This is a genomic window from Hasllibacter halocynthiae (assembly GCF_003003095.1).
Taxonomy (GTDB): Bacteria; Pseudomonadota; Alphaproteobacteria; order Rhodobacterales; family Rhodobacteraceae; genus Hasllibacter; species Hasllibacter halocynthiae.
Map to the genome: position 1 here is coordinate 553,370 of NZ_PVTT01000001.1, position 15,071 is coordinate 568,440.

The window sequence follows — 15,071 nt, forward strand, 5'->3', positions numbered from 1 at the left end:
CCCTCCGTTCCTCCCCCGGGGGGCGCGGGCTACCCGCGCCGTGCCTCCTCGGGCCAGGTCTCGTGCCTCTCGAACACGCCGTCGCCAGGGTCTGCTGCGACGTGTCCTGCGTGAGGAGGTATCCGACGACCTCCTGGAGCGTGGACCGGACCTCCTCGTCGTCGGGGAACACCTGCTCGAGGAACGCCAGCCAGGCCGTCGGCTCGGGCGCGGACGGGTCGTAGCGGACGGGCGAGGCGTTCCGGTTCACGAATCTCGGGTCCGCCGGGAGGAGGCGGCCCGTCGAGAGGTCGAGCAACCCGTTCCTGACGGCGAGCAGGTCCTCGGGGTCGGGATCGGCCGCCCTGGGCGGGTGCCAGGCGGGGAGCGCCCTCGGCCCCTGCCGCTGCGCGGTGGCGGCCCTCGTGACGTTCGACACGAGCCCGCCGTCCGCCGTCAGGCGCGCGACCTCCGCGCCCTTCCGGTAGGGTCGCCCGTCGGTCCAGCGCCAGACCCGCGACTCGAACGCCTCCGGCTCCTCCTCCACGTAGGAGTTCGCCGCCCCGTCGTAGCGGAGCCAGTCGCCGTTGCTGCGCACGAGCTCGACGCCTTCGAGCATCGCGCTCGCGATGACCATGGGCGCGCGGCCGGGGAGCGCCTCGGCCGGCGGCGGCGGCGCCGGGAGGGCGCCCTCGGGAACGTCCGCATCGTCCCCCTCGAAGTCGGTTGCGGCCGCCTCGTGGTCCGGCGGGACGAGGTGCGCCGCGCCCGAGGCGATCACGTCGCGGAACAGGGTGCGCTCGGTCACGCGTCGGCCCTTTGTGTCGGCGTGCAGGCTGTCCCAGCGACGGCCAATGATCCAGGAGTCCGCGGCGTATTGCGGGTCGGACGTCGACCACTCGATGAACTCCTGCCGGCCCTCGCCCGCGGTGGCGTGGTGGCAGGCCATCATCATCGTCAGCCACCGATCCTGGTCCCGGTAGGCCGTCGGGTCGAGCACCCCGAGGATCGCCTCTAGCCTCTCTGGTGTCACCGTGCCGACCGCAGCGGTCCCGACGACCTCTGGCTTGGTCAGCGCAGAGATTAACTCCGCCGGGGCATTCACGGCCACCGCGTCGTCCAGGGGGTCGAGTTCGAGCTGGTAGGTTCTGCCCGTCTCTGGATGGACCGATCCCGGCGCGACGACTTGGCGGCCGTGGGTCTTGAACTCGACACCGGGGTAGCCGTCCAAGGTCTCGACTATCATGACCTCAGCGGGTTTGGTCAGGTAAACGTGGAGCCCTCCGCCTCCGGTGACCACTCGGGGATGGGTGGGGAGGCCAAAGTCGGCAGCAAGCCGCGCAAGCGCGTCGTCGCCTTGCTCATAGTGCCTGGGGTCCGCATTTCTGATGCCGGCGTCGGACGTCCGTGCCAACCTTCCGCGGGTGGTTACGACCGACGGGATCGTGAGGCTCAAACGTCGGTGGGGTGTGTCAGCCGTAGCGCTCGCATACCGGCTCCATAAGATGGGCCGAATGACCGAATGGCAGTACGTCCAAGTCAGTCGCCAGTACCGGACCGAGGAGCCCAACCCGATGGATCGCGAGCGATCCGCTGTCTGGGACGCGGTCCTGCGCGAGCTCTGGCAGGACGGCATGTCCCGCGGTCGGGTGGCACGCGCCCTCGGCATTCCCGAAGACGAACTCCACGCCCTCTTGTTCGGCCTAACCGAGCAAGCCCCGACTCCTGCTTGTGGTAGCGGGCGCGCCCTTCGCGCTCTTTGAGGACATGAAGAGCGCGCCCGCGCAGGTCACTCCCGTATCTTCCCACGGAAGCCATGGCAGGAGGGACCATCGGACGGACGGCTAGGATCAGCGATGCAAATCGCGAGCGGATAAGCTCCAGGAACGATGATCGGTTCGAACGTGGCCTACGTCGGGCCTCGGGCCGGACAAGGAAAAGGCGTCGAGACCGTCAGGTGCTCAACGCCTTGTTCCAAATGCTGTTTTTGGCTCCGGCGGTAGGGATCGAACCTACGACCAATTGATTAACAGTCAACTGCTCTACCGCTGAGCTACGCCGGACCAGCGCCGGCGATCTAGCCGGGGGGGGGCGCCGGCGCAAGGGGGTGGAAGATGGCCCCTTCGGAAAGCGGGCCGTCCGGGCGGGCGCGCCCCTGGCGGGTCTGATCGAGGAGGTGGGCAAGGACGTTGCGCGCGGCGGCGGGCATCAGCGGCGCCGGCACGTCGTAGAGGCGTTCGGCGAGGTCGTGGGCGGTGCCCGGCCGCGCGCGAAGGGCGGCCGCGATCTGGCGGTCGCGCAGGGCGCGGTGGGCGAGGACCGCGTCGATCCGGGCGGCGGGGTCCTCGACCGGGTCGCCATGGCCTGGCAGCAGGCGCGAGAAACCCGCCGATCGGACGCGCGCGCAGCTCGCGCGGAAACGTTCGAGATCGCCGTCGGGGGGCGAGATGAGCGTCGTCGCCCAGCCGAGGATGAGATCGCCGCACAGCAGGTCCGGTCCGGCGGCGAAGGCCAAGTGCCCGCCGAAATGCCCCGGCGTGTGGAGCGCCGCGATGCGCGCGCCGCCCGTCTCGACCACCTCCCCGTCGCCCAGGGTGCGGTCGGGTCGGAAGGCCGCGTCGAGGCCCTCGCCGCCGCCCAGTGCGGCCAGTGCCGGCCCGGCCGGGCGCCCGGCCTCGGGCGGCCCGAAGGCGAGGACGGGCGCGCCCGTCTCGGCGGCGAGGGCAGGCGCGCTGGCCGAGTGGTCGAGATGGGCATGCGTGACGAGGATGGCGGCGATCCGCTCGCCCGGACCGAGCGCCGCGAGCAGCGCGCGGCGATGGCGGGGATCGTCCGGCCCGGGATCGACCAGCGCCACGGCGCCCGTGCCGACGACGTAGCCGTTCGTGCCGGGCCCCGTCAGCGGCGAAGGGTTCGGCGCCACCACCCGCCGCACGAGCGGCGAGAGCCGCACCGCACGGCCCGGGGCGAGGTCGTCGGACGGGTCCATGGGCGCGAGCCTGCCCCGGACGCGGGGCGGGGTCCATCGGGGGCGGCCGGCGCCCCCGCCTTGCCCGCGGAGGGCCCGCGGGGCAGGCAGGGGGGATGCGGCTTCCCCTTCCCGGCACGAACGTCCTCAAGCGGCTGACGCCGCGCGGCCTCTACGGGCGGGCGGTGCTGATCCTCCTGCTGCCGGTGGTGACGGTGCAGCTCGCCGTGGGGGCGGCCTTCATCCAGCGCTACTACGCGGACGTCACCACGCAGATGACCGGCAACCTCGCGCGGCCCCTGGCGGCGGTGGTGGCCCTGGTGGACGAGGCGCCGGACCTCGCAGCCGCGCGCGAGATCTTGGCGCAGGCCGCCCCCGCGCTGGGGGTCGAGATGCGCCTGCCGGGACCGGACGTGCCCGCCTTCCGCGAGTGGATCGACTTCTCCGGCCGGTCGGTCGTGACGACGCTGGAGCGTTTCCTTCCCGGGCTGGGCGACGTCTACCTCGCGCCGGGCCAGCGGGTGGTGCGGGCCGAGGTGGCGACCGTGCACGGGCGTCTCGTCGTGCAGGTGCCCCGGCGCTTGGTCACGGCCCGGAACCCGCATCAGCTTCTGGTGATCATGGTCTTCGCGAGCGTGGTGCTGACGGCGATCGCCTTCCTCTTCCTACGCAACCAGGTCCGGCCCGTGCAGGAGCTGGCGCGCGCAGCGACGGCATTCGGCCGGGGGCAGGCGGTGCCCTACAAGCCCTCCGGCGCGACGGAGATGCGGCAGGCGGGGCAGTCCTTCCTCGACATGCGCGCGCGGATCGAACGGGCGCAGCAGCAGCGCACGATCATGCTTTCGGGCGTGGGGCACGACCTTCGGACCCCGCTGACCCGGATGCGCCTCGCGCTGGAGATGTCGCAGGACCCCGAGGCGCCGGCCCTTCTGGCCGACGTCGCCGAGATGGAGACGATGACCCAGGCGTTCCTGGACTTCGCCCGCGCGGATGCCGGCGAGGGGGCCGAAACGGTGGAGATCGGCGCCCTCGCCCGGGAGGTCGTCGAGGGCGCGCGCCGCGCCGGGCGCGCGGTGGAGGAGGGGGAGATCGACGACGTCTCGGCGACCGTGCGGCCCGGCGCGATCCGGCGGGCGTTGGACAACCTCGTCTCGAACGGGGCGCGGTACGGCAGGCGCGTGATGGTCACGGTCCGTGCCGGCGAGCGGTCGGTCGTGCTGCAGGTCGAGGATGACGGCCCCGGCATCCCGGAGGCCGAGCGCGAGGCGGCGATGGCGCCATTCGTCCGGCTGAACCATGCGCGACCCCGCGACGGCGGGGCGGGCGTGGGCCTCGGCCTAGCCATCGCGCGGGACGCGGCGCGCGCCCATGGCGGGACGCTGCGCCTGGGCACCTCGGAGGCACTGGGCGGCCTCAGGGCGGAGATCGTCCTGCCCCGCTAGGCCCGCCCGGCGAGGTGGGCGTCGATCTCGGCGCGGGTGGGCATGGAGGCCGCCGCGCCGGGGCGGGTGATCGACAGGCCCGCGAGGGCGTTGCCGAAGCGCACCGCATCGAAGGGCGCGCGCCCCTCGGCCAGCGCGGTCGCGAAGCCGGCGTTGAAGGCATCGCCCGCGCCCGTCGTCTCGACGACCGGGCCGGCGGGGCGGGCCGGCACGACTTCCGACACCCCCCGCGCGTGGAAGAGCGCGCCGCGCGCCCCGAGGGTGAGGATCACCGCCTCGGCCACGCCCTTGGCAAGCAGCGCGTCCGCAGCGCGGCGGGCGCCGTCCTCGTCCGCCACCGCGATGCCGGTCAGCGCCTCGGCTTCCGTCTCGTTCGGGGTGACGTAGTCGCACATCGCCAGCACCTCGTCCGGCAGGGGCATGGCGGGCGCGGGGTTCAGCAGCGTCACGACCCCGGCCTCGCGCGCGATGCGCAGGCCGGCGGTGGCGGCGCCGACGGGCTGCTCGAGTTGGGTGACGAAGACCTTCGCCCCCCCGATCAGATCGCGCCGCGCCTCGACGTCCGCGGGGCCGATGCCGGCCGCCGCCCCCGGCACGATGACGATCGCGTTGTCGCCCGACGCTTCGTCCACGAAGATCATGGCCGACCCGGTCGGCTCGTCGACGCGGTCGCCGGCGAAGGCGACGCCGGCGGCGCGCCAGGTCTCCTCCGCCATGTCGCCGAACGTGTCCCGGCCGATCCGCGCCAGCATGGCGACCCTCGCCCCGGCGCGGCCGCAGGCGACCGCCTGGTTCGACCCCTTGCCGCCGGGCCCGAGCGCAAAGCCCGACCCCAGGATCGTCTCGCCCATCCGGGGCAGGCGTCCCGCCCGGTAGGCAGCGTCGGCGACGAAGACGCCGAGGATAACGATGTCGGCCATCCGGGCCCCCCTGGTTTTCCGATGCCCGTCCGTATGGCCGTGGCCGCGCGCGCTGTCACCCGCGGGGGGAAGGCGGCCGTCATAGAGGGGAGTGGTAGGCCTGGTAGGATTCGAACCCACAACCTCAACCGTTATGAGCGGCGCGTTCTAACCAGTTGAACTACAGGCCCCCGGCAGGCGGAATAGGGCGGCGGGCGCCCGGAGCGCAAGCGGTCCGGGTTTTGGGCGCGCCGGGGCGCTGATAGGCGGGCGCGCGAGGGGCACGGGGGATTCGGATGGCCAAAGGCATGACCTATGCGGGCGCGGGCGTGGACATCGCCGCCGGGGACGCCCTCGTCGAGCGCATCAAGCCCGCCGCGAGGGCGACCGCCCGGCCGGGGTCGATGGGCGCGCTCGGCGGCTTCGGCGGGCTCTTCGATCCGCGCGCCGCCGGATACGACGACCCGGTGCTGGTCGCCGCGACGGACGGGGTGGGCACGAAGCTGCGGATCGCGCTGGATGCCGGCGACCTCTCGGGGGTCGGGCAGGACCTCGTGGCGATGTGCGTCAACGACCTCGTCTGCCAGGGGGGCGAGCCGCTCTTCTTCCTCGACTACCTCGCCTGCGCGCGGCTCGACGTGGACCGGGCCGCCACGGTGGTGGAGGGGATCGCCGCCGCCTGCGCGGAGGCGGGCTGTGCCCTTCTGGGCGGCGAGACCGCCGAGATGCCGGGCATGTACGGCGAGGGCGACCTCGATCTCGCGGGCTTCGCCGTCGGCGCGATGGAGCGGGGGAAGGGGCTGCCGCGGGACGTCGCCGAGGGGGACGTGCTGCTGGGGCTGGCCTCGTCTGGGGTGCACTCCAACGGCTTCTCGCTCGTGCGGCGGGTGGCCGACGCTGCCGGGTTGGCCTGGGGCGATCCCGCGCCGTTCGGGGATGGGACGCTGGGCGAGGCGCTGCTGGCGCCGACGCGCCTCTACGTCCGGTCGGCGCTGGCCGCGGTGCGGGCGGGGGGCGTGCATGCGCTGGCCCACGTGACGGGCGGCGGGATCACGGAGAACCTGCCCCGCGTCCTGCCCGAGGGCCTGGGCGCGGAAGTCGATCCCGGTGCATGGCAGCGGCCTGCGATCTTCGATTGGCTGGCCGGGCAGGGCGTGGATCCGGCCGAGATGCTGCGGGTGTTCAACTGCGGGATCGGCATGGTCGCGATCTGTGCCGAGGACGAGGCGACCCGCCTTGCCGGCCTCCTGCAGGCTGAAGGCGAGCGGGTGTTCCGAATCGGGCGCGTGGTCCGGGGGCAGGGGGTCGCCTACCGGTGAGGGTGGCGATCCTGATCTCGGGCGGCGGCTCGAACATGGCCGCGCTGGCCGATTCGATGATCGGCGACCACCCCGCGCGACCGGTTCTCGTCCTCTCGAACCGCCCCTGCGCGGGCGGCCTGGAGAAGGCGCGCGAAAGGGGCATTCCGGTGGCGACCATCGACCATGCGGCCTTTTCGGACCGCGAGGGCTTCGAGGACGCGCTCGACGCGGCGCTGCGGCGGGCGGCGGTCGACCTGATCTGCCTCGCGGGGTTCATGCGCGTCCTGACGCCGGGCTTCGTCGCGCGATGGAAGGGGCGGATGCTGAACGTGCACCCCTCGCTCCTGCCGAAGTATCCGGGGCTCGGCACCCATGCGCGCGCCATCGCCGCGGGCGACGCCGAGGCGGGCGCATCGGTGCACGAGGTCACGGCCGAGCTGGACGCCGGTCCCGTGCTGGGCCAGGCGCGCGTGCCCGTCCTGCCGGGCGACGACGCCGACGCGCTGGCCGCGCGGGTGCTGCGGGCCGAGCATCTCCTCTACCCGGAGGTGCTGCGCCGCGTCGCCGCGGGGGATCGATCACGGGTGGACCTTTCCCTCGGGCCCCCCGCGGATTAGAGGGCCGCGACCCGAACGGGACATGAACATGCGAACGATAACGACCACGGCCGACCTGTCGGCCTACTGCGAGGCGGCTGCCGCTCACCCCTACGTCGCCGTCGACACCGAGTTCCTGCGCGAGCGGACCTACTGGGCGAAGCTGTGCCTCGTGCAGCTGGCGATGCCGACGGAAGGCGATCCGGCCGACCCGGACGGCGCGGTGCTGATCGATCCGCTGGCCGAGGGGATCGACCTCGCGCCGCTCTGGGCGCTGATGGTGGAGCCGTCCGTCGTCAAGGTGCTGCACGCCGCCCGGCAGGACGTCGAGATCATGCATCACGATGGGGGGGTGATTCCTGCGCCGCTCTTCGACACGCAGGTCGCCGCGATGGTTGCGGGCTTCGGCGAGCAGGTCGGCTACGAGACCCTCGTGCGGAAGATCGCGCGCCAGCAGCTCGACAAGACCTCCCGGTTCACGGACTGGTCGCGCCGTCCGCTGTCGGATGCGCAGAAGCGCTACGCGATCGCCGACGTGACGCATCTTCGCGCCATCTACGAGCATCTGCGCGAGGAGCTCGACCGCACCGGCCGCGCCGCCTGGGTGGAGGAGGAGATCGCCGTCCTGAGCGATCCGGCGACCTACGTGACCGAGCCGGAGGATGCATGGCGGCGGCTGAAGCTGCGCTCGAGCAACCCGCGCTTCGCGGCCGTGGCCGCCGCGCTTGCGGATTGGCGCGAGCGCGCCGCGCAGGAGCGGGACGTGCCCCGCGGCCGGGTGCTGAAGGACGACGCCCTGCTGGAGGTGGCGGGCCTTAAGCCGAAGACCGCCGAGGAGCTGGGGCGCTCGCGCCTCGTGCAGCGCGAGGGGCGCAAGCCGGAGACCGCGAAGGGCATCCTCGATGCCGTGGCGCGGGGCATGGCGGCGGACGAGGCGCCCTTCGCCCGCCGCGACAGCGAGCGGCTTCAGGTGAACCCGGCCCTTTCGGATCTCCTGCGGGTCCTCCTCAAGGCGAAGGCCGAGACGTTGGGCGTGGCCTCGAAGCTGATCGCGACCTCCGCGGACCTCGACCGGATCGCGGCCGGAAAGCGGGACGTGCCGGCGCTGAAAGGCTGGCGCGCAGAGGCGTTCGGCGAGGACGCGGTGCGCCTTTGCGAAGGGCGGCTGGCCCTCGCGGCCGAAGGCGAGGCCGTGCGCGTGATCGCGCTGGCCTAGCGGCCGGCGGTGCGGGCGTTCCGGGCCGCCTCGACCCTGATCGTGGTGATCCGGCGCAGCACCTCGTCCGGCACGAAGGCGGCGACCACGATCTCGCGGCTGGGCGTGGGACCGACGGGGCGGGGCCCGGGCGCGGCGTTGACGCGGAAGGCGTAGCGCAGGACGCCGCCCTCCTCACCCTCCTGCGTCAGTTCGGCGTCCCACTGGCCTTGGACGGCCGGCAGGCCGACCGCGCGGACGAGGGCGCCGCCGGGCACGGGCTCGACCGCGAGGGCGGTGACTTGGTCGATGTAGCCGCGTTCGTCGGTCTCGTCCCGGCGTGTGGGGACGAGGGGCGCGGGCGGCGCCTCGGCTGACGTGCCGAAGAGACCCCCGGCGGATCGCAGCCCGTCCGTCGCCGCGCATCCGGCCACGGCCGTGCAGAACGCCAGCGCTATGATCGGCCGCATGTCTTCCCCCGTTCCGCCCGGCGCATGGCTAGCGCGGACGTCCCGCTACGCCAAGCCTTGCGGCGTGGGGGCCCGGGGCCTAGGTCGCCCGCGAGCCCAGAGGAGCGTCCCATGGCCCAGCCCGCCTTCGAGGAGATCGTCGAGACCTTCGAGTTCCTCGAGGACTGGGAGGATCGCTATCGGGAGGTGATCGACATGGGCCGCAGGATGCCGCCCATGGACGCGGCGCTGAAGGTGCCTGCCACCAAGGTCGACGGCTGCGCGAGCCAGGTCTGGATCGCCCCCCATACGGAGGGCGGCGTGCTGGAGTTCGACGGCGATTCGGACGCGATGATCGTGAAGGGCCTGATCGCGGTGCTCCACGCGCTCTATGCCGGGTTGCCGGTGGGCGAGGCGGCCGGCATCGACGCGCGAGCCGAGCTGGCGCGCCTGAATCTGGCGGATCATCTTTCCTCGCAACGGTCCAACGGCCTGCGCGCGATGATCCAGCGGCTGGATGGGATCGCCCGCGAAGCCGCCTAGCCCAGCGTCGCGAGCGCGCCGTAGCCCGTGAGCCGCCGCTCGAAGGCCCAGCCGAAGCGCGCCGCGATGCGCCGGGCTTGTGCCGTGAGGACCGGATCGTCCGTCTGGGCCTGGTAGATCAGTCGCTCGTACCCGGCGAAGTAGTCGTCCGCGAGGTGGGGGTGCCGGTCGAGGCCGAGGGGCCGGGCGACGAAGGCGTCGAACTGCCGCACGAGGAAATCGGTGACATAGAAGGCGCGCATGTCGCCTGCGCCGAACGCCTCGACCCCTTCGTAGAAGGCATAGCAATGTGCGCCGGGAAGCATGTCGATCCCGCGCTCCGCGCAAAGGCGCGCGAGCGCCCCGCCCGTGCCGCAGTCCGCATAGGCGAGGATGGCCCGCTCGTGCGGGATCGCGTCGAGCGCGGCGGCGGCGGCGGGCACGATGCGGTCCGGATGGTTGTGAAGGATCGCCGGTAGGCAGTGAAGCCGCGCATGGGTCCAGCCGTTTGCGCGGATCAGCGCGGCGATCTCGCGCCCGAGCGCGCCGCAGGCGAGGATCAGGAGCGGGGCCGGGCCGCCGCTGTCGTAGCCCCGTGCGAGCAGCGCGGAATCCGACAGGGTCGCCGCGGGGGCCGCGGGCCGTTCGGACAGGCGGGCGGCACGGCCCCTTCGGCGCGTGGCGGCCCCGCCTTGTCGATCCGTGGGGCGCGCTTGGCCCCCGTGGTCGGACGGCCTGGGCACCCCCTAGCGAAAGCGCACGGCGGTGCCGTAGGCCATCACCTCGCTGGCCTGCTGGGCGATGGTGGAGGTCTCGAACCGTACACCGATCACCGCGTCGGCGCCGAGCGCGCGGGCCTCGTCCAGCATCCGGTCGAGCGCCTGCTCGCGCGCCGCGCCCAGAAGCGCGGCGTATTCCCGGATCTCGCCGCCCACGAGGTTGCGCAGCCCGGCCACGATGTCCGATCCGATATGCTTGGCCCGAACCGTCGATCCGCGGACGAGGCCCAGCGCCTCGACCTCGCGTCCGGGAACGCTCTCCAGCGTGAATATGGGAAGGGTCACTTTTCGATCCGATCGTATCCGCCCTTCTCGGACAGGCGATCGGACACGACGCGCCAGAGGAGGTAGGCCACCAGTCCCACGGGGATCAGCGTCAGCCAGCCATAGGGAACCATTCCCGCCGTCACGAGCAGCGCGCCCAGCCAGACGGTCGCGCCGGCGGCCGCGATGACGATCACGAGGATCAGGACGAGGCGGTCGAGGGGCATAGGTCGGATCCTCCTCCCCCGAAGGTGGAGGCTCCGCCCCATGCGCGCAAGGCTCAGTCCTCGACCGCGTCGCGGACCACGCCGCAGGCGATGCGGTCGCCCGCGTTGCCGGCCGGCTGGCTGGTGTAGTCGTCCGACTGGTTGTGAAGGATGAAGGCGCTGCCGTCGTCATCCATCATCGTGGCGATGTCGATGCGATCGGTGAAGAACTCGGCCGCGACGACGCCGTCCTCCTGGATGTGGACGTTGGGCAGGTCGCCGGGATGGGGGCCGTTCTCGGCGAAGATGCCGTGCTCCTTGTCGCCGGCGATGTGCCCGCCGGCGGAGGAGAAGTCGCCTTCGCATTCGCCGGTCTCGTGGAGGTGCGCGGCGTTCACGCCCGCGTCGAGCCCCTCGAGCTGGACGATAACCTGGAGGTAGCCGCTGGGCGATTCGAGAAAGCGGACGTTGCCGATCTCGTTGCCGTCGCGGTCCTGGACGACCGCCACGGCGGTGGGAACGTCCGCGTCGGGGTTCTGGGCCAGGGTGGTGAGGGGGAAGGCCGCGAGGGCGGCCACGAGGATAGTCGAGCGCATGGCGATGCTCCGGTTTTGTGCGTGCGTCCGGAAGGTTAGCGCGCTGGCGGGCTTGGGGAAGGATCGTTTCCCGAAGCGGCACCCGGGCGGGGCGGCGGGCCGACCATCGGCCGCCGATCTGGACGAGGCGGGTGATGGCCGGATGCCGGGCGTCGCGGGGCCGATGCGGAGGGTCAGCGCCGCGAGGGCCGTCGGGACGGGCGCAACGGTCGCCAGGGATGTCCGCGGATCTGGGTCGTATCCGGAAGGTGCTGCGGTGGAGCGGCCGGGGAAAGGGCGCGGCGGCGCGCCTATCCGGCCGCCATCTGGTTGTGCTTCCTCGCCATGAAGTCCTTCGCCGTCTCGACCGCGACGGCGGCATCGCGGCAATAGGCGTCGGCGCCGATGGCGCGTCCGAACTCCTCGTTGAGGGGGGCGCCGCCGACGAGCACGGTGTAGTCCTCGCGGATGCCGCGCTCGACCAGCGTGTCGATGACGACCTTCATGTAGGGCATGGTGGTCGTCAGGAGGGCGGACATCCCCAGGATGTCGGGCTTCTCTGACTCCAGGGCGCCGAGATATTTGTCCACGTCGTTGTTGATGCCGAGATCGACCACCTCGAAGCCGGCCCCCTCCATCATCATGGAGACGAGGTTCTTGCCGATGTCGTGGATGTCGCCCTTCACCGTGCCGATGACCATCTTGCCGACCCGCGGCGCGCCCGTCTCGACCAGCAGGGGTTTCAGGATCGCCATGCCGCCCTTCATGGCGTTGGCAGCCTGCAGCACCTCGGGCACGAAGAGGATGCCGTCGCGGAAGTCGTTGCCCACGATGGTCATGCCGCCCACCAGGGCCTTGGTAAGGATGTCGTAGGGCTGCCACCCCCGACCGAGCAGGATGTTCACCCCTTCCTCGATCTCCTCGCGGAGGCCGTCATAGAGGTCGTCGAACATCTGCTGCACCAGCTCGTCGTCGTCGAGCTCGCTCAGGATGATCTCGTCTTCGTCGGACATGACGTTCTCCAGGGATTTCCGTCGATCTTCTACGGTGAGATGGCGCGTGCGGGACGGTTTGCGACGTGCGCGGCGCCCTGCGCGACGGCGGTGACATGCGTTCGCTTTTCGTTCATGGTGATGGTCATGGAATCATCCCTTCCGAGAGCGGCGCGGACAGGGGCCGCGCCGGGCCGCGCGGCCGGCGCGAACGAAGCCGGACGGTTCGAGCGGCACGCCCGCGAAGCCGTCGACGACGGCTGGGACAGGGAGGAAGACCTGCCCCCGCTGCGCACGCAGGTCGCGGAGGAGAGGCCGCGCCGCGCCGTCACGCGCAACGACAGCCCCGACATCGGCTTCGATCGTTCCATCAATCCCTACCGCGGGTGCGAGCACGGTTGCATCTACTGCTTCGCCCGGCCGACGCACGCCTTCCTCGGGATGTCGCCCGGCCTCGACTTCGAGACGCGGCTGGTCGCCAAGGAAGGGATCGCCGAGGCGCTGGAGCGGGACCTTCGCAGGCCCGGCTACCGCCCCAGGCGCGTCGCGATAGGCACGGCGACGGATCCCTACCAGCCGGAGGAGGCGAAGCGCGGCCTGATGCGCGACGTGCTGGAGGTGATGGGCCGGTTCGGGCACCCCGCGACCATCACCACGCGCGGCGCGACGATCGAGCGCGACCTCGACCTTCTCGGCCCCTTGGCCGAGCGGGGGCTGGTCCGCGTCGCGATCAGCGTCACGACGCTCGACCGCGCCCTCGCCCGCGCGATGGAGCCGCGCGCGCCTGTGCCGAAGCGGCGCCTGCAGGCGATCGAGGCGCTGGACCGCGCAGGGGTGCCGGTGATGATCAGTGCCTCGCCCATGATCCCCGCGCTGACCGATCACGAGCTGGAGGCGATCCTCGGGGCCGCGCGCGAGGCGGGGGCGGTCGCCGCCTCGTGCATCCCGCTGCGCCTGCCGGGCGAGGTGGCGCCCCTGTTCCGGCAATGGGTCGAGGAGCATCGGCCGGACGCCGCCAAGCGCATCATGGGCCGCGTGAACGAGCTGCACGGCGGGCGCGACTACGATCCGGACTTCGGCAAGCGGATGACGGGGCAGGGGGTTTGGGCGCGGCTCCTGCGGCGGCGCTTCGACGTCGCGGTGGCGCGGCTCGGGCTGTCGGACGGCTGGGGGGGCGATCTGCGGGCGGACCAGTTCGGCGTTCCGCTGGGCACGAGGGAGCAGCCCTCGCTGTTCTAGCCGGCCGCTCCACCTGCTAGCATGCAGGCCGGAGGGTCGATCATGGCGGGACCGTACGAGGGGGCGGCGTTCTGGGACGCGAAGTTCGCCGGACCGAAATACCGCTTCGGCACCGAGCCGGCGGCGTTCCTTCGCGACCATGCGGACGTGATACCGCCCGGGGCGCGGGTGCTCGTCCCCTGCGACGGGGAGGGGCGCAATTCCGTCTGGCTGGCAGAGCGGGGGCACGCGGTCACGGCCTTCGACGTCTCGCCGGTGGGGCTGCGCAAGGCGCGCGCGCTGGCCCGGCGAAGGGGCGCGCGACCCGAACTCGTCCCCGCGGGGATCGACGACTGGAACTGGGACCAGCCCTTCGACGCGGTGGTCGCCGTCTTCGTCCAGTTCGCGGGCCCGGACCGGCGCACGCGCCTCTTCGAGGAGATGGCGCGCGCCCTGCGGCCGGGCGGCGTGCTCCTGCTGCACGGCTACGCGCCCCGGCAGGTGGGCTACGGCACCGGAGGGCCCGGCGCGGCCGGGAACCTCTACACTCTGCCGATGCTGCACGAGGCGTTCGAGGGGTGGGACGTCCTGCACGAAGCCGACCGTGACGCCGTGATCGAGGAAGGGGACGGTCATTCCGGCCTGTCCGCGCTGATCGACTTCATCGGCCGCAAGCCCCGCACCTAGCCGCGCCGCCTGCCGCGCCGGCGGGCCGGGGCGGCGCCGCCAGTGCCGTCCGCCTCCGAGGAGAAGCCCCCCAGCTTCGCCGCGACCTCGTCCAAGGTGGGCGGAGGGCCCTTGGGCGTGGCCTCCAACGCGGCGCGCATCTCGCGCAGGTGCGTGGGCGTGGTGCCGCAGCACCCGCCGATTATCGAGGCGCCCGCGTTCCGCGCCATCACCGCGTACTCCGCCATGAGCGCCGGCGTGCCGTCGTAGTGGATGTGCCCGTCCACGTATTTGGGGATGCCCGCATTCCCTTTGGCGATCAGCGGGATGTCGTTCTGGCCGGCCATCCCCAGCACGGTCCGCACGAGGTCGGAGGCCCCGACCCCGCAATTGGCGCCGACGGCTACCGGCGGATGGTCCAGCCGCGCGGCAAGGCGGGGCAGGCGGTCGGCGGTCACGCCCATCATCGTGCGCCCGGCGGTGTCGAAGCTCATGGTGCCGCACCAGGGCATCCCGGCCAGCTTCGCCGCCTCGGCCGCGGCGCGGTACTCCTCCTCGGCGGAGATCGTCTCGAGCCAGAGGACGTCGGCGCCGCCCTCCTTCAACCCCTCGGCCTGCTCGTGGAACATCTCGACCGCCTCGGCGTGCGAGAGGGCGCCGACCGGCTCCATGATCTCGCCGGTGGGGCCCATGCTGCCGGCGACGACGACGGGCCGGCCGGCGGCGTCCGCCACCTCGCGGGCCAGGGCCGCGGCCGCGCGGTTCAGCGCGCGTACGCGATCCTGGGCGTCGTGCAGCTTCAGCCGGGCCGCGTTGCCCCCGAAGGAGTTCGTGAGGAAGAGGTCGGCCCCCGCCTCGACGCTGCCGCGATAGAGCGCGCGGATGTCGCCGGGGCGGTCGTCGTTCCAGAGCTCGGGCGGGTCGCCCGCCTGCAGCCCCATGTTGAAGAGCGCGGTACCCGTCGCGCCGTCGGCCAGCAGCCAGCCACGCTCGGAGAGAAGGTCGGTCAGGATCATGCCC

At 72.5% G+C, this 15,071-nt stretch carries 17 protein-coding genes, 2 tRNA genes and 1 pseudogene; 8 read left to right on the forward strand and 12 right to left on the reverse strand.

Features of this window, described 5'->3' with window-relative positions; genetic code table 11:
- Positions 1-175: 175 nt before the first annotated feature.
- Positions 176-1,435, reverse strand: a pseudogene (locus tag BCF33_RS14275) (PriCT-2 domain-containing protein); the annotation flags it as partial.
- Here BCF33_RS14275 and BCF33_RS14525 point away from each other — a divergent pair.
- Positions 1,350-1,742: an ImmA/IrrE family metallo-endopeptidase gene (locus BCF33_RS14525; RefSeq protein ID WP_483867464.1), complete on the forward strand. Its 393-nt coding sequence runs from the start codon at positions 1,350-1,352 to the stop codon at positions 1,740-1,742. The pseudogene BCF33_RS14275 and the gene BCF33_RS14525 sit on opposite strands and share 86 nt — an antisense overlap.
- Before the next feature lie 225 nt (positions 1,743-1,967).
- On the opposite strand, the gene BCF33_RS02835 is transcribed toward BCF33_RS14525, so the two are convergent.
- Positions 1,968-2,042: transfer RNA gene (locus tag BCF33_RS02835), tRNA-Asn, on the reverse strand.
- 14 nt (positions 2,043-2,056) lie between these two features.
- Positions 2,057-2,968 (reverse strand): MBL fold metallo-hydrolase, encoded by a 912-nt coding sequence (locus BCF33_RS02840; RefSeq protein ID WP_106159411.1) that lies wholly within the window; start codon positions 2,966-2,968, stop codon positions 2,057-2,059.
- 95 nt (positions 2,969-3,063) lie between these two features.
- Here BCF33_RS02840 and BCF33_RS02845 point away from each other — a divergent pair, with 95 nt between their 5' ends.
- Entirely contained in the window at positions 3,064-4,389 is a 1,326-nt protein-coding gene (locus BCF33_RS02845) for an ATP-binding protein (RefSeq protein WP_106159412.1), read from the forward strand.
- Here the strand turns inward: BCF33_RS02845 and BCF33_RS02850 are convergent.
- Both BCF33_RS02850 and BCF33_RS02855 read right to left on the reverse strand, forming a co-directional pair.
- Positions 4,386-5,309, reverse strand: coding sequence for a ribokinase (locus tag BCF33_RS02850; RefSeq protein ID WP_106159413.1), 924 nt, complete (start codon positions 5,307-5,309; stop codon positions 4,386-4,388). The genes BCF33_RS02845 and BCF33_RS02850 overlap by 4 nt on opposite strands.
- A gap of 92 nt (positions 5,310-5,401) precedes the next feature.
- Positions 5,402-5,479: transfer RNA gene (locus BCF33_RS02855), tRNA-Ile, on the reverse strand.
- A gap of 105 nt (positions 5,480-5,584) precedes the next feature.
- Between BCF33_RS02855 and purM the strand changes: the two genes are divergently transcribed.
- The 3 genes from purM to rnd are packed head-to-tail and all read left to right on the forward strand — an operon-like array spanning position 5,585 to position 8,401.
- Positions 5,585-6,607 carry a phosphoribosylformylglycinamidine cyclo-ligase gene (gene purM, locus BCF33_RS02860; protein ID WP_106159414.1) on the forward strand — a complete coding sequence of 341 codons (1,023 nt, stop codon included), beginning with the start codon at positions 5,585-5,587 and terminating at the stop codon, positions 6,605-6,607.
- 35 nt (positions 6,608-6,642) lie between these two features.
- On the forward strand, positions 6,643-7,206 hold the full coding sequence (purN, locus tag BCF33_RS02865; protein ID WP_106160169.1) for a phosphoribosylglycinamide formyltransferase: 564 nt from the start codon (positions 6,643-6,645) through the stop codon (positions 7,204-7,206).
- 28 nt (positions 7,207-7,234) lie between these two features.
- Positions 7,235-8,401 carry a ribonuclease D gene (gene rnd / locus BCF33_RS02870; protein WP_106160170.1) on the forward strand — a complete coding sequence of 389 codons (1,167 nt, stop codon included), beginning with the start codon at positions 7,235-7,237 and terminating at the stop codon, positions 8,399-8,401.
- On the opposite strand, the gene BCF33_RS02875 is transcribed toward rnd, so the two are convergent.
- Positions 8,398-8,850, reverse strand: coding sequence for a hypothetical protein (locus BCF33_RS02875; RefSeq protein WP_106159415.1), 453 nt, complete (start codon positions 8,848-8,850; stop codon positions 8,398-8,400). The two genes, rnd and BCF33_RS02875, sit on opposite strands and share 4 nt — an antisense overlap.
- 111 nt (positions 8,851-8,961) lie before the next feature.
- Between BCF33_RS02875 and BCF33_RS02880 the strand changes: the two genes are divergently transcribed.
- Positions 8,962-9,372, forward strand: a complete 411-nt coding sequence (locus BCF33_RS02880) for a SufE family protein (RefSeq protein WP_106159416.1) — start codon at positions 8,962-8,964, stop codon at positions 9,370-9,372.
- Here the strand turns inward: BCF33_RS02880 and BCF33_RS02885 are convergent.
- The 5 genes from BCF33_RS02885 to BCF33_RS02905 all read right to left on the reverse strand — a co-directional run bounded on the left by BCF33_RS02885 (position 9,369) and on the right by BCF33_RS02905 (position 12,188).
- A complete protein-coding gene (locus BCF33_RS02885; RefSeq protein WP_106160171.1) occupies positions 9,369-9,971 on the reverse strand; it encodes a DUF1638 domain-containing protein in 603 nt (200 codons plus the stop codon). The two genes, BCF33_RS02880 and BCF33_RS02885, sit on opposite strands and share 4 nt — an antisense overlap.
- Positions 9,972-10,097: 126 nt before the next feature.
- Complete coding sequence (locus tag BCF33_RS02890; protein ID WP_106159417.1) at positions 10,098-10,415, reverse strand: YbjQ family protein; 318 nt, start codon at positions 10,413-10,415, stop codon at positions 10,098-10,100.
- The gene (locus BCF33_RS02895; RefSeq protein WP_106159418.1) at positions 10,412-10,621 is read right to left on the reverse strand and encodes a hypothetical protein; all 210 of its coding nucleotides are present in this window, start codon (positions 10,619-10,621) and stop codon (positions 10,412-10,414) included. The genes BCF33_RS02890 and BCF33_RS02895 overlap by 4 nt, the downstream gene beginning before the upstream one ends.
- 53 nt (positions 10,622-10,674) lie before the next feature.
- Positions 10,675-11,196, reverse strand: a complete 522-nt coding sequence (locus tag BCF33_RS02900) for a superoxide dismutase family protein (RefSeq protein WP_106159419.1) — start codon at positions 11,194-11,196, stop codon at positions 10,675-10,677.
- A 290-nt stretch (positions 11,197-11,486) separates the two neighbouring features.
- Positions 11,487-12,188: a corrinoid protein gene (locus BCF33_RS02905; protein WP_106159420.1), complete on the reverse strand. Its 702-nt coding sequence runs from the start codon at positions 12,186-12,188 to the stop codon at positions 11,487-11,489.
- Positions 12,189-12,314: 126 nt separating this feature from the next.
- Between BCF33_RS02905 and BCF33_RS02910 the strand changes: the two genes are divergently transcribed.
- A complete protein-coding gene (locus BCF33_RS02910) occupies positions 12,315-13,406 on the forward strand; it encodes a PA0069 family radical SAM protein (protein ID WP_106160172.1) in 1,092 nt (363 codons plus the stop codon).
- A gap of 42 nt (positions 13,407-13,448) precedes the next feature.
- Complete coding sequence (locus BCF33_RS02915) at positions 13,449-14,072, forward strand: SAM-dependent methyltransferase (protein WP_106159421.1); 624 nt, start codon at positions 13,449-13,451, stop codon at positions 14,070-14,072.
- Here the strand turns inward: BCF33_RS02915 and bmt are convergent.
- Positions 14,069-15,067, reverse strand: coding sequence for a betaine--homocysteine S-methyltransferase (gene bmt, locus BCF33_RS02920; RefSeq protein ID WP_106159422.1), 999 nt, complete (start codon positions 15,065-15,067; stop codon positions 14,069-14,071). The two genes, BCF33_RS02915 and bmt, sit on opposite strands and share 4 nt — an antisense overlap.
- Positions 15,068-15,071: the final 4 nt, after the last annotated feature.

Bases quoted from the DNA above. Each gene is read 5' to 3' on its own strand.
- BCF33_RS02840 (WP_106159411.1), bottom strand. From the start codon at position 2,968: ATGGACCCGTCCGACGACCTCGCCCCGGGCCGTGCGGTGCGGCTCTCG.
- BCF33_RS02845 (WP_106159412.1), top strand. From the start codon at position 3,064: ATGCGGCTTCCCCTTCCCGGCACGAACGTCCTCAAGCGGCTGACGCCG.
- BCF33_RS02850 (WP_106159413.1), bottom strand. From the start codon at position 5,309: ATGGCCGACATCGTTATCCTCGGCGTCTTCGTCGCCGACGCTGCCTAC.
- purM (WP_106159414.1), top strand. From the start codon at position 5,585: ATGGCCAAAGGCATGACCTATGCGGGCGCGGGCGTGGACATCGCCGCC.
- purN (WP_106160169.1), top strand. From the start codon at position 6,643: ATGGCCGCGCTGGCCGATTCGATGATCGGCGACCACCCCGCGCGACCG.
- rnd (WP_106160170.1), top strand. From the start codon at position 7,235: ATGCGAACGATAACGACCACGGCCGACCTGTCGGCCTACTGCGAGGCG.
- BCF33_RS02875 (WP_106159415.1), bottom strand. From the start codon at position 8,850: ATGCGGCCGATCATAGCGCTGGCGTTCTGCACGGCCGTGGCCGGATGC.
- BCF33_RS02880 (WP_106159416.1), top strand. From the start codon at position 8,962: ATGGCCCAGCCCGCCTTCGAGGAGATCGTCGAGACCTTCGAGTTCCTC.
- BCF33_RS02895 (WP_106159418.1), bottom strand. From the start codon at position 10,621: ATGCCCCTCGACCGCCTCGTCCTGATCCTCGTGATCGTCATCGCGGCC.
- BCF33_RS02900 (WP_106159419.1), bottom strand. From the start codon at position 11,196: ATGCGCTCGACTATCCTCGTGGCCGCCCTCGCGGCCTTCCCCCTCACC.
- BCF33_RS02905 (WP_106159420.1), bottom strand. From the start codon at position 12,188: ATGTCCGACGAAGACGAGATCATCCTGAGCGAGCTCGACGACGACGAG.
- BCF33_RS02910 (WP_106160172.1), top strand. From the start codon at position 12,315: ATGGAATCATCCCTTCCGAGAGCGGCGCGGACAGGGGCCGCGCCGGGC.
- BCF33_RS02915 (WP_106159421.1), top strand. From the start codon at position 13,449: ATGGCGGGACCGTACGAGGGGGCGGCGTTCTGGGACGCGAAGTTCGCC.
- bmt (WP_106159422.1), bottom strand. From the start codon at position 15,067: ATGATCCTGACCGACCTTCTCTCCGAGCGTGGCTGGCTGCTGGCCGAC.